Raw genomic sequence first — 12,568 nt, 5'->3', positions numbered from 1 at the left:
TTTACCCTCCGCTAACTGGTGGAATTAATGCCACTGTATCATCTTGATGTACGATGTCATCACTTTTGACGAATTCTTCATTTACTGCAATTTGAAATTGCTTATCCTTGATTTGAGGATAACGTTCAAATAAATCTTTAGTAAAATCATCTACCGTAATATCATAACTTAAATCAATTGTTTCAGTCTGTTTAGCTAAAATTTCTTTTAATTCTGCAAAGTATAGTATTTTCATAATTACTATTCCCCCTCAACCGCATCATTGTGATTCCCATGTTGATGCCCTTGCCATTGAGCGCCATCTTCCCATATTTCCTTTTTCCATATAGGCACGATTGCTTTGATTCGTTCAATAGCATATTCATTTGCGCGATATGCATCCTTTCGATGTGGCGAGGAAACACTGATAATTACAGCAATATCAGATATATTCAGTGGTCCAATTCTATGAACAATTGCTGTTTTTGTTCCAGGCCATTTCTGTGATATTTCGTCTCCAATTTGAGCGAGTTTCTTCTCAGCCATAGGAATATATGCTTCATATTCTAAGTATTCTGTTTTAACACCTTTCGTCCACTCTCTTACATGACCTGTAAAAACAACTACCGCGCCTTGATTTTCATCTAGGACATAATCTCTATATGGCTCAGTTTGTATCGGGTCACACTTCACTTCGAATTGCTTCATTTAATGCATTCCTTCTATTTTAAAATAATGAAATAGCCATTGATTATAAAGCGTCAATGCATCTGTATCGGCCAAATTCACATAGTATTTTACATTCGTTAGATGGCTTAGACTTTGACGTTCTTTCTCATCTTGATAAACAACTACTTTATCAAATGGTGCAGATTTAAAGCCTTCTACGAGTATCACGTTACAATCTATTGTAACAGATTCGCTGATGATTTCCTCAAGACTTTGATTTTCTTTTCTTGTTACCGACTGTTGATAAGACTTACCTTGTACAATACTTTGATCAGCACCTGCATTAAAATGTTTCATATGGTCAACTTGATCATTTTGTAATGTGATATCCGCTTCTTGATTAACTAATTGGTTAAATCCGTGATGTTTAACAGTTGCCACTGTTAACAAATGTGATTTTAAAAATTGGATTGTATGTGACATTAACGTCGTTTTTCCAGCGTTTTTATAACCCACAATTTGTAGAATCATATAAAACATGTCTTTTCGTATGCTTGTGATTCCGTCAATATGACGTTAACCGTATGTCCTTGACTATAACCTCTCGTTCCACCTGGAAGCATAATCATAGCATTACTATGGGCTATCGCAACTACAGCGCCTGATTTATTAAACCCTGATGGTACTACCGTCATTTCTTTTCCATTCAACGTCGCTGTGGCACGTATAAATCTTGTGAATGGGTTCGCCTTTTTAAAATCTTCCATTAATGTCGCTTGTATTACTTGAGGATATATTGCATTAGCACCCATCATATGAAGTGCTGCCGGTTTAACATATAACTCAAAACCAGTATAGCAAGCCGATGGATTCCCAGATAATCCAAATAGATAGGTTTCATTTGCAACTGCTACAGTCGTAACACTACCTGGTCGCATCGCTATTTTATTGAATAGTACTTCTGCGTTTAATGCTTCATATATTTGTGGCAGATAATCGAAATCACCCACCGACACGCCACCAGTCGTAATGACAATATCATGTTTAGCCATTGCTTCTTTTACGACTTGAATACTACTGTCCAAATCATCTTCTTGAATTTGATATGCAATAGCACTTAACCCTAATTTTTGCGATAAGGCTGTAATCATAGGACCATTTGAATTCCTAATTTTTCCTGGTTCTAAAGCATCATTCACATCCAATAACTCACTACCAGTAGCTATAACACCTACACTTGGCTTTTTATTTACTTTTACTTGTGTATAACCGTAAGTTGCTAATACAGCAATGGCACCGGAATTAATTAATTGCCCCTTTTCCAGTACGATATCTCCTATCTCTGTTTCCTCACCCTTTAAAGAAACATTTTCATTTGGCTCAAAGGTTTTTCTCAAAGTAAAACTATGTCCGTTTTCAACAGTTTGTTCTAACATAACCACTGCATCTGCACCTTCTGGTAGAGCAGCCCCTGTCATAATCCGAACCGCCTCGAAAGCGCCTACCGTTTTATCAGAAACAGATCCTGCTCCAATATGATCAATCACATTAAAGCTTACACGTTGTTCACCACTAGCACCTACCGTATCCTTACTGCGAATAGCAAAGCCATCATAGGGAGATTTATTAAACCGTGGAATTTCATATGTCGCAATGATATCTTCGGCTAAAATATGATGGATACTCTCATTTAATGGAACTTCTACTTGTTGCGTATAAATCGATTGATTGACTACACGTTCAATTGCTTCACTTACAGGAATTGGCGTTCTTTTTTCTACTGGCATTTTAAATCTACTCCTTACATAAATTAATTTCGTGATATACTAAGAAACGATTAGGAGGGATATTTTGTCTGAATTTACGCATATAAATCACCAAGGCAATGCTAAAATGGTAGATGTTTCAGAAAAAAACATTTCTAAACGTACTGCAATTGCACATTCAAGTATCACAGTTAACTCGGAAATTTATAAACAAATTGTCGAACATACAAATCAAAAAGGGAATGTTTTAAATACTGCTCAAATTGCGGGTATTATGGCCGCTAAAAATACTGCAGATATTATTCCTATGTGTCACCAATTACCACTAACTGGCATAGATGTAACATTTGATTGGCAAGAAAATGAACAATCATACACACTTAATATACAGACGATTGTCTCTACTACAGGTAAAACTGGCGTTGAAATGGAAGCACTAACCGCTGCTACTGCTGTTGCCCTTACCGTATATGACATGACAAAAGCATTAGATAAAAGTATGGTAATCGGTGAAACCTATCTGTTATCCAAATCAGGTGGGAAATCAGGCCACTATCAGCGCCAAGATAATTAAAGATAGTGACTCCTTGAATTACCCAAAGTAAACTGAAGTCATGACCATCATTTTTTAGCAGCAACTATATAAACTAAGCGCGAAGTGTCGCAATTCTGTTAAATAAATCAGAATTCAAGTTACACTTGGCGCTTTTATTATTTAGTTATTTCTTTCACTAGGTGATTTAATTCTGGTTTTATCAACTTGTTCAACGCTAATTTAACAGCGCCTGTTGAACCAGGAATACTAAATATCAACTTATCTCCAACTGCACCTGCAATCGCTCTTGATAAAAGTGCACGTGTTCCAACGTCTTCGGTATAACTCAAATATCTAAATAATTCACCAAAACCCTCAATTTCTTTTGTGATTAGTGCTGATACAGCTTCTATTGTAACGTCCCTCTGAGCAATCCCTGTACCACCAGTTGTAATAATGACATCTATATCTTCCTTTAACCATTCTCGTAATTGTTTTTGAATTAAGTCTTGTTCATCTTTAACAATTCGATAATGCTCACTAGCAATACTTACATTCAATTCTGAAAGTAGTGATTGAGCCAATTGCCCCCCCTTATCCGTTTCATAATCTCTTGTATCAGAAACGGTTAAAATAGCACATTTTATATCTTTGTCTAATTGCACATTTGTATGCACGATGCCCACCTCATTTATCCAAATAATTGATTTATTAATTTAATTGCTTCTTGTGGTTGCTTCATGCCATGTATCAGCATACGTCCACCTTTAAAACTGACGATACGATAACCTTTATATTGAAATTGAATGATATAAGGGTTACGTTTAAATGCGATTTTGTGTTGATTTAAAAATACACCTAGCATTTCCTGGGAAATATTAGGGTTTTCATATTGCACCGTATCTCTTCCACACAAACTAACATACTGACGTTTGGTTTCATTTAAATGGGGATATGTTGGATTTTGACCACAAGTTGGACAATTTGTTCTATATAATTTACTAAATCCAAAGCTAAAATGTGTACCTTCCCATAAATCACCATAAGTCAATTTAGTATCAGGCGTATGTTCTATCAATAGTTTCAATGCATCGCGTATTTGTAAACTTGTCGTCATCGTTACAGCGGGTTGTATAACACCTACCGTATCACACGTCATATTGATGGTTGGCAATTGTGGTACCATGCAATTAAAGCACGGTGTTGTGCCAGGTATAAATGCAGCTTCTATATAAGTACTTTGCACTACACCACCATAAATCCACGGTATATTCTGTTGATACGCATAGTCATTAATTAATTGCCGCGTTTCAAAATTATCTGTAGCATCTAAAATCAAAGAAATATTTGTAGCATGCGCTTCTAAAAATTGACGATCAACATGTGCGATATGACTGTGTATGACGACATCTTTACGAATTGCTAATAATTTTGTTTCTGCAGCAATGACCTTAGGCAATGCTGCATCTGCATCCGCTTCTGAAAATAATGTTTGCCTTTGAAGATTACTGTATTCAATATAATCTCTATCCACAATCGTAAGTTCACCTATGCCAGAGCGCACTAAACCCTCTGCAAGATGTGTACCTAAAGCACCCATACCAACAATAAGTACATGCTGTCTCTTAATTTTATCCTGTCCGTCTGATCCAATATGTTTAAATAACATTTGTCTTGAATATCGATCCTGTGTCACACGAATAACCCTCTCTTCACATCATTATTTCTATTATAAATCTTGGTCTCCAATGTAACAACGGTTTAAAATTAATATTGTTATAAAGTAGTGTTTGCCCTTATCTTTATTCAGCTCTAATGCGTGTTTTTATTTTATCTTTCATTAATATAGACAAGTATTTTCAACATTCTGAACATATCCTATTATCTTAACTTCATGGTACAATGAATCAAATATTATTTTGAGGTGAATTCATGGCGCGATCAAAAAACTTTGAACAACTATTAGAAGAAGCGAAAGATATCGTAATTAACTCTATTGGAGAAACAATGGATCTTTACGGTGTCAATCGGAGTGTAGGTAATCTTTATGGCACGATGGTTTTCGAACAAAAAAGCATGACATTAGATGAAATGCGTTATGAGTTACAAATGAGTAAACCAAGTATGAGTGCCGGTGTTAAACGACTACAAGAATTTGATCGTGTAAAGCAACAATTTATTAGAGGTAGCAGAAAACAACACTTTACAGCAGAAAAAGATTTCTTTACGTTTTTCGGTAATTTTTTCTCGCAAAAACGGAATCGTGAAATCAAATTAAATTTAGAAGCCATTCAACGAGCAGAAAAATTACTCTTCCCTATTATTGATTCTGAAGATGCAGAACCAAAATGGATTGAAGATGCCAATAAAATGTTAGAACAAATTGAACATTCCAAAGTCTATTACGCTTGGCTATCTACACTTTCGGAAGCACTACATTCCGGAGAAATTTTTGATTATTTTCCTATTCCAAATCAAACTAGCGCTTCACAAAGCTGATCAATATTTAACTAAAAAAGTACCCTTCTCCATTTCACTTTGTTGTGTCGGCTTTGAAGGGTACTTTATTAATGGTTGTTGCCATATTTATTCTATTGTAATTTGTAAACCATCGTAAGCAATGGTAGTCAACAATCCTTCCTCTTTTAATTGCTGTTCTAATTGTTCAATGTGTGTTTCATTTAAGTTTTCCGTTGCTTCTATGTGTGTAAAGTAAGTGTGTGTTGCATTGATTTCACGCGCGATAGTCACACTTTCTTGAAAAGTAATTTCACCTAACGCTGCTAGCATACCATTTTCGTGAATTCGTTCTTCGGTAACTGGATTAACTTCATTACTACCAAATGGTAAAATCGCAACATCAACGTTCTTCAATTTTTCTATTGGGTGATAACCTTTAATTTCATCCGGGATAATTAAAATGCGTAATGTGGATGTCGTAATATAAAATCCAAATGCAATGTCTTCTGCTAGCTGAATCCACTCTATAGTCGTTTCACCTATCTTTATTTGACCATTGTTAGGAATAATCTCTTTTTCAATTACACCTAAATCGCCTAGATAGTTTAAATGATCCCAATGACCAAAATATTTTTTAAAATCATTTACATGTTGCTCTGTAAGGATTATTTTCGATTTTTTGGATTGTGGTACTTTATTTATAAAATCAAAATTTAATGTTTCCCAAATTCTTATACCCATCGTATGATCAGGATGCCAATGCGAATATATGCCATATTTTATATCATAAATTTCTGAACGGCGTAATTGATAAAATATATCCTCAGAAGTATCAATTAATAATTGGAGGTCATGTATATAAATAGCTGGTCCAGTTCTATGTATTGCTTGTGAATGTTGCGAATGGGACTTATAAAGTGACGGAAACCCACCTGCTGTTCCTAAAAATTCTATCTTCATATATACATCCCTTCTAAAATAAAATGATGCTTATTATCATTTAAATTGATCAAAAAATACATTCATATTATAGATATTTGTCTTATACTTTTAAAAAAACCTGTATAACTATTATCTATGTCATACAGGTTTTTAAGTATTGAAGTTTATATTTGGAAAATGATTTTAGCCAATAGTGATGATTTCATGCGCTAGTGAGGTGGCCTCATAATTTGAATGTGTAACAAAGATAATAGGAATTTGCCACTTTTCAAATATACGTTGCACAAGTTGGATACTTTCATGCTTAGTCGAATCGTCTAGACTTGAAAATGGTTCATCTAACAGAATCAAGTCTGGCTTTGTACTCAGTGTTCTAGCTAAAGCCACGCGTTGTGCTTCTCCACCTGATAAACGCATAGGATATTGATCTTTTAGGTGATCAATATTTAGTTGTTTCATCAATTTATCAATATGATCAGAAGGTTGTGCCATGAAAGTAATATTTTGATAGACATTCATGTTAGGAAAAAGTTGGTAATCTTGGAAAAGATAGCCAATATTTCTTTTTTGAATTTTCTCATAAATCGCATGCGCTGAATCTGAAATAATACGTTTATTCAATTGTATAAATGCGCTGTCAGGTTGTCTTAAACCCGCTATCATATTCAATATTGTCGTCTTGCCAATACCGGATGGTCCTTTAATTGCATATATCTTTGGTTTATCATCATTAATTTGTATGCTTAATGGTGTTGCTTTAAGCTGATGTTTCAGATGTATATGTAACAATTAATCAACCTCCCGATAACGATCTTTATTTAACAAATTAATTGTACCTATAACAGTTATCGCAAATGCTACCAATACAATTACCCATAACCATGCTTGATTTTCCTTACCTTGTTCAACCAAGAAATAAATCTCTAAAGGTAATGTATTCGTCTTGTTTGGAATATAGCCAGCCACCATAAGCGTAGCGCCAAATTCACCGATTGCTCTCGCAAAGCTCATCATTACCCCAGATAAGATTGCCCGTTTAGATAGCGGTAGAATTAATTTAAAAAATATTTTACTTTCACTGGCTCCCATTGTCCTAGCTGTATTTAGCATCTTATGATCTATACTGCGGAAGCCTTGTACAGTATGTTGGTACATCAATGGAAAACTGACGATCACAGAGGCAATGACTGCACCAGTCAATGTAAACACTACGGGTAAGTGTAATACATTAGCAAAAAATGCCCCAATATAGCTTCTTGGTGAAAACACAATGAGCAAGATGAACCCCATCACAGTCGGCGGTAAAACAATAGGTAAGACTATGATACTTTCTAAGATTCTAGCAATGATACCACGACGTCTATATAACCATTTTGAAATGAGTATGCCAATTAAAGTTACTATGATAGTACTTATAACGGCTACTTTAAGTGATATCCAAAATGGTGTAATATCTGGCATTGCTAAATCCTCCTATGCATCAAATTGATATTTTTTCAAAATATCTTTGGCCTTATCTGTTTTTAAGAAATCTATCCATTCTTTCGCTAACTTTTTATCCGTTGTAGTAGCTGCTTTATAAGTAATTGGTTTTTTCAAATCGGCTGTATTGATTTCTTTCACTTTACTACTACCATTTTGTTGTGATTGATATAAATCTGTTTTATACACATAACCTAATTGTGCATTACCTTTTTCAACATAGTTTAATACTTGACGCACATCTTTGGCATAAACTAAATTTGGTTTCACTTTATCGAATAAATGATTATCTTTTAAATATTGCTCAGCATATTTACCTGCAGGTACTGATTTCGCTTCACCGATGGCTAGCTTATCATTGCCTTGTATATCAGCCACTGAATGATAGTTACTATCTTTTTCACCAATTAATACTAATTGATTTTTAGCATACTCATATGTATTTTGCGCTTTGTCTTTATCAACTAGCCCATCCACATCTTTCGTATTTGCAGACATAAATACATCTACTGGTGCACCTTTTTCTATTTGTTGTCTTAAAGCACCTGAACCACCATAATTAAAAGAAACGTCTACATCTTTATGATCTTTTTTAAAAGCTTTTTCTAAGTCCTTAGTGACATCCGTTAGACTTGCTGCTGCAGAAACATGCAATTCTTGCTTAGCTTTTTCATCGCTTTTCGTTTTACTATCATCCTTATTATCACCGTTTGAACATCCTGCTAACATAAGGCATAAAGCAATTAATGAAATAATTAAATATTTAAATCTAATTTTCAAAATAATCATCCCTTTTTCATTTTATTATATGCTTGTAATCAAGAAAATAAAAGAGCGGAGTGAAGAAATCAATGAGTCCAGTTTGATTTCTTCACTCCGCCTTGAGATAAAAATATTTTCAGTTTATAACATGTCATAAAATATAGCGCGTTTTTAAACATAGCCTAATCAATTCGACATGCGCTGCTTTTATTATAAATGTTTGATAAAGCGTTTAAATGCTTGGCGTCCAGTATCGGTGTTTTTAAAAACACCTGCATCTTCTAACACACGTTTAAATTTATAACCGACTTCTTTATCAACGATGTCGTCAACATTTTGTTTATTGATATCATAAGTGCGCTTCATATTTTCAGCCCATTGCTGGTGTATACCTAAATCAAATTGGTTATCACCCACAAGATACGTTTTTACTTGTTGTAATTCCTCTTTTAAGCGCCCTGGTAATATCGCCGTACCCATCACTTCTATTAAACCGATGTTCTCTTTTTTAATATGTTGTACATCCTCATGTGGATGGAATATCCCATCTGGAAATACTTCGGAAGTTTGATTATCTCTTAAAACAATATCTAATTCATATTGTGATTGTCTATAACGTGCAATCGGTGTTACAGTATGATGTCTTTCACCATCTTTACTAAATGCCCTTACATCTATCGTTTCATCTGAGTATTGATTCCACGTATTCATGACATATGTTGCTGCATTAATGAGTTCATCGCGATTTTCGCTTTTTAATCGAATCACACTCATTGGCCAATTCAACGTACTCGCTGTTACCGATGAAAATTGATTCATTGTAAACCGCTCTATTTCTGCCGCATTATCCATAGGAAATACATGTTTGCCGGCCTGATAATGATTATGTGATAAAATCGATCCACCAACTAATGGAATGTCTGCATTAGATCCAATAAAATAATGTGGAAATTGTTCAATAAACGCTAACAAATTAACAAATGTTTGTTTATTAATTTCCATAGGCACATGGTGTTCAGATAACACAATGCTATGCTCTGGAAAATAAGCATATGGTGAATATTGGAATCCCCACGACTTTCCGTCTAATTTCAATCGTATAATACGATGATTCGTACGAGCTGCTTGTGTAACCGAGCCTTGGTAGCCTTCATTTTCAATACATAGTGCACATTTAGGATAATGTTTAGCTGGTTCAGCTTTAGCTTTCGCAATTTGCTTTGCATCTTTTTCAGGTTTAGATAAATTGATTGTAATTTCAATATCACCGTATTCTGTTTCTACTTCATAATTAATATTATTAGCAATGGCATCTTCTTTTACATAATGATTCCGTTTAGTTATTTCATAAAAATAATTAGTAGCTGTTTCCGGTGATTTTTTATAGGCTTCTACAAAATTTCGATTAATAACTGAAGGTCGAGGTGTTATTAAATCTAATATTTGTGCTTCAACGATTTCTTTTTTATATAATGCATCTTCTAGGTAGTTTTCATTAACTGCTTGTTCAATCCAATACTGAGCAATCGCATTTGCAGTGGCATCTTGGTTTAGTGGTGATTCATTATCAACATCAATACCTATTGCATTTAAAATTCGGAGCAGTTGATTTTGAATATAAATGTTATCTTCTTGTTCATAATCACCAAATGCAATTGCCTGTGTGACAAATTGCTGTACTAATTGTTGATTTAATAACATGCCTTATACCTCCGTATCTTCTTGATAACCGTTTGGATGTTGATTATGCCAGCGCCAAGCTGAATCAATAATGTCATGTATATTATCATGTTTTGGTTTCCAACCAAGTATTGATTGTGCTTTATCACTTGATGCAACTAATTTACTAGGGTCTCCAGCTCTTCTAGGTCCAACCTTCGCTTCAATTGGTTTGTTTGTCACCTTTCGAGCCGCTTCTAATATCTCAAATACTGAGTACCCTTGACTACTTCCTAAATTAAATGCGCCAGATTCCCCACCATTTTGTAAATGTTGGTAAGCTAAAATATGTGCATCTATTAAGTCGACAACGTGAAGGTAGTCACGAATACATGAACCATCTTCCGTATCATAGTCATCACCAAATATCGTTAATGCTTCTCTTTGTCCCAATGCAACTTGTAATACAATTGGCACTAAATGCGTCTCTGGACGGTGGTCTTCACCTATAGTGCCCTCTTCTTTTGCACCCGCTACATTAAAGTAACGCAAGGCTGCATAATTAACACCGTAAGCATTGTGACTCCAATGCATCATTTTTTCCATCATTAACTTACTTTCACCATAAGGACTCGTCGGTGTTTTAGAATCTGCTTCAGTAATAGGCACTGTATCTGGTTCTCCATATACTGCTGCAGTTGAGGAAAAGATAATATGTTTTACTTGATGATCATACATGACTTCTAATAACACTTGTAAACCATTCACATTATTGTTGAAATACGCTAACGGCTTCTCAACAGATTCACCTACTAACGAATATGCACAGAAATGGAAGACACCTTCTATTGTTTCAGTTGTAAACACCTGATCTAAAAATGGCTTATCACGTATATCGCCTTCATAAAATCGTGCATCTTTATTTACAGCTGCACGATGACCTGTCCCTAAATTATCTACAACAACGACGTCGTAACCTCTACTTATTAATTGATCCACCGCATGACTACCAATATATCCAGCGCCACCTAATACTAAAACAGACATATTCAAAATCCTTTCTTTTAATCATTTTGTATTGCTTACAAAGCCTTAACGCCATCACTTATACCCACATGATAAAACGAAGGTGCATAACCAATTTTATCAATATATGCTTTTGATACTTCATCTTCTAACTTCTGTATACTATTTTTATCCACTAAAGCAATGGCACATCCTGCAAAACCAGCACCTGTCATTCTTGCGCCTAATACACCCTCTACTTGCTGAGCTGTTTCAGCTAAGGTATCTAATTCAATACCTGTAACTTCGTAGTCTTCTTTTAATGATTTGTGTGATGCATTGAGTAATTGCCCAAATTGTTCAAAGTTATTATCAGCCAATGCTTTATGTGCAAGCTTCGTTCTCTCATTTTCTGAAATCGCGTGTTTGGCACGTCTACATACGACCTCATCAGTAATAAGTGATTGGTACTTCTCAAATTGCGCTAAAGATAATTCACCTAAAGATGTGATTTCTAATTGCTGCTGTAATTGTGAGAGTGCGTTTTCACACTCAGATCTACGTTCATTATATTTACTTTCAGTTAGTGAACGTCTTTTATTTGTATTCATAATTGAGATGACATAATCTCCAAATTTAGCAGGTACATAGTCAAAATCAAGTGTAGCGGTGTCTAATAATATGGCATGCTCTGCTTTACCCATACCAATAATAAATTGGTCCATTATACCTGAATTCACACCCATAAATTTATTTTCAACGACTTGTCCTAATTTAATTAGTTGTAAGCGCTCTAAATGCAAATTAAATAATTGTTTAATTAGCCAGCCAGTTAGTAATTCAATAGAAGCTGATGACGATAAACTCGCACCATTCGGTATATTTCCTTCAACTAAAATATTGAATCCTTGATTGATATCATTAAATTCTTCTTTTAAATATTTAACGACACCCTTAGGGTAGTTTGCCCAATCGTGTTGCTCGTTAAATTCAAGTTCATCTAATGTAAAAGATACAATACCTGTATCTTCAAAATTATTTGAATATAATTGAATGATACGATCCGTTCTTTTAGATGCTAAACCATATGTCCCCAGTTCTATTGCAGCTGGAAATACATAACCACCGTTATAATCAGTATGTTCCCCAATTAGATTAATTCGTCCCGGTGCAAACGCCCTCACATCTGCTTTTACATCAAATAAAGATTCAAACTTTTTGTGCATTTCCTGTAACATAAGCTTGCCACTCCTTTTTCTAAACCATCTCACATACTTATCGGCCCTTTAGTAAACACAATTAAAGTTTA

At 34.6% G+C, this 12,568-nt stretch carries 15 protein-coding genes; 2 read left to right on the top strand and 13 right to left on the bottom strand.

The window, feature by feature from the left end; translation table 11 throughout:
- Position 1: 1 nt before the first annotated feature.
- Genes moaD through glp form a run of 4 tightly spaced genes read right to left on the bottom strand, consistent with a single transcriptional unit; the run spans position 2 to position 2,435 of the window.
- Positions 2-235 carry a molybdopterin converting factor subunit 1 gene (gene moaD, locus SSP_RS03130; protein ID WP_002482593.1) on the bottom strand — a complete coding sequence of 78 codons (234 nt, stop codon included), beginning with the start codon at positions 233-235 and terminating at the stop codon, positions 2-4.
- A 5-nt stretch (positions 236-240) separates the two neighbouring features.
- On the bottom strand, positions 241-687 hold the full coding sequence (locus SSP_RS03125; protein WP_011302582.1) for a molybdenum cofactor biosynthesis protein MoaE: 447 nt from the start codon (positions 685-687) through the stop codon (positions 241-243).
- Positions 688-1,179, bottom strand: a complete 492-nt coding sequence (gene mobB / locus SSP_RS03120; protein WP_011302581.1) for a molybdopterin-guanine dinucleotide biosynthesis protein B — start codon at positions 1,177-1,179, stop codon at positions 688-690.
- Positions 1,176-2,435: a molybdopterin molybdotransferase MoeA gene (gene glp, locus SSP_RS03115; RefSeq protein ID WP_011302580.1), complete on the bottom strand. Its 1,260-nt coding sequence runs from the start codon at positions 2,433-2,435 to the stop codon at positions 1,176-1,178. The genes mobB and glp overlap by 4 nt, the downstream gene beginning before the upstream one ends.
- Before the next feature lie 64 nt (positions 2,436-2,499).
- On the opposite strand from glp, the gene moaC reads away from it, so the two are divergent.
- Complete coding sequence (moaC, locus tag SSP_RS03110) at positions 2,500-2,988, top strand: cyclic pyranopterin monophosphate synthase MoaC (protein ID WP_011302579.1); 489 nt, start codon at positions 2,500-2,502, stop codon at positions 2,986-2,988.
- Between the two features lie 137 nt (positions 2,989-3,125).
- On the opposite strand, the gene SSP_RS03105 is transcribed toward moaC, so the two are convergent.
- Together SSP_RS03105 and SSP_RS03100 are read right to left on the bottom strand one after the other, a co-directional pair.
- Positions 3,126-3,626 carry a MogA/MoaB family molybdenum cofactor biosynthesis protein gene (locus tag SSP_RS03105; protein WP_011302578.1) on the bottom strand — a complete coding sequence of 167 codons (501 nt, stop codon included), beginning with the start codon at positions 3,624-3,626 and terminating at the stop codon, positions 3,126-3,128.
- Positions 3,627-3,640: 14 nt separating this feature from the next.
- The gene (locus SSP_RS03100) at positions 3,641-4,645 is read right to left on the bottom strand and encodes a ThiF family adenylyltransferase (protein WP_011302577.1); all 1,005 of its coding nucleotides are present in this window, start codon (positions 4,643-4,645) and stop codon (positions 3,641-3,643) included.
- Between the two features lie 236 nt (positions 4,646-4,881).
- Between SSP_RS03100 and cudC the strand changes: the two genes are divergently transcribed.
- Positions 4,882-5,448: a choline uptake/conversion transcriptional regulator CudC gene (cudC, locus tag SSP_RS03095; RefSeq protein WP_011302576.1), complete on the top strand. Its 567-nt coding sequence runs from the start codon at positions 4,882-4,884 to the stop codon at positions 5,446-5,448.
- An 87-nt stretch (positions 5,449-5,535) separates the two neighbouring features.
- On the opposite strand, the gene SSP_RS03090 is transcribed toward cudC, so the two are convergent.
- The 7 genes from SSP_RS03090 to SSP_RS03060 all read right to left on the bottom strand — a co-directional run bounded on the left by SSP_RS03090 (position 5,536) and on the right by SSP_RS03060 (position 12,497).
- Positions 5,536-6,369: an MBL fold metallo-hydrolase gene (locus SSP_RS03090; protein WP_011302575.1), complete on the bottom strand. Its 834-nt coding sequence runs from the start codon at positions 6,367-6,369 to the stop codon at positions 5,536-5,538.
- A 165-nt stretch (positions 6,370-6,534) separates the two neighbouring features.
- Entirely contained in the window at positions 6,535-7,140 is a 606-nt protein-coding gene (locus SSP_RS03085) for an ATP-binding cassette domain-containing protein (protein ID WP_011302574.1), read from the bottom strand.
- On the bottom strand, positions 7,141-7,812 hold the full coding sequence (modB, locus tag SSP_RS03080; RefSeq protein ID WP_011302573.1) for a molybdate ABC transporter permease subunit: 672 nt from the start codon (positions 7,810-7,812) through the stop codon (positions 7,141-7,143).
- Positions 7,813-7,824: 12 nt separating this feature from the next.
- The gene (gene modA, locus SSP_RS03075; RefSeq protein ID WP_041784895.1) at positions 7,825-8,607 is read right to left on the bottom strand and encodes a molybdate ABC transporter substrate-binding protein; all 783 of its coding nucleotides are present in this window, start codon (positions 8,605-8,607) and stop codon (positions 7,825-7,827) included.
- 198 nt (positions 8,608-8,805) lie between these two features.
- Positions 8,806-10,296 (bottom strand): UDP-glucose--hexose-1-phosphate uridylyltransferase, encoded by a 1,491-nt coding sequence (galT, locus tag SSP_RS03070; protein WP_011302571.1) that lies wholly within the window; start codon positions 10,294-10,296, stop codon positions 8,806-8,808.
- A gap of 3 nt (positions 10,297-10,299) precedes the next feature.
- Positions 10,300-11,301, bottom strand: a complete 1,002-nt coding sequence (gene galE, locus SSP_RS03065; protein ID WP_011302570.1) for a UDP-glucose 4-epimerase GalE — start codon at positions 11,299-11,301, stop codon at positions 10,300-10,302.
- Positions 11,302-11,336: 35 nt separating this feature from the next.
- Entirely contained in the window at positions 11,337-12,497 is a 1,161-nt protein-coding gene (locus tag SSP_RS03060; protein WP_011302569.1) for a galactokinase, read from the bottom strand.
- Positions 12,498-12,568 lie beyond the last annotated feature (71 nt).

It is taken from the genome of Staphylococcus saprophyticus subsp. saprophyticus ATCC 15305 = NCTC 7292, assembly GCF_000010125.1.
Taxonomy (GTDB): domain Bacteria; phylum Bacillota; class Bacilli; order Staphylococcales; family Staphylococcaceae; genus Staphylococcus; species Staphylococcus saprophyticus.
Note: the sequence above shows the minus strand (reverse complement) of the source record. Positions and strands in the feature narration are given on the sequence as shown.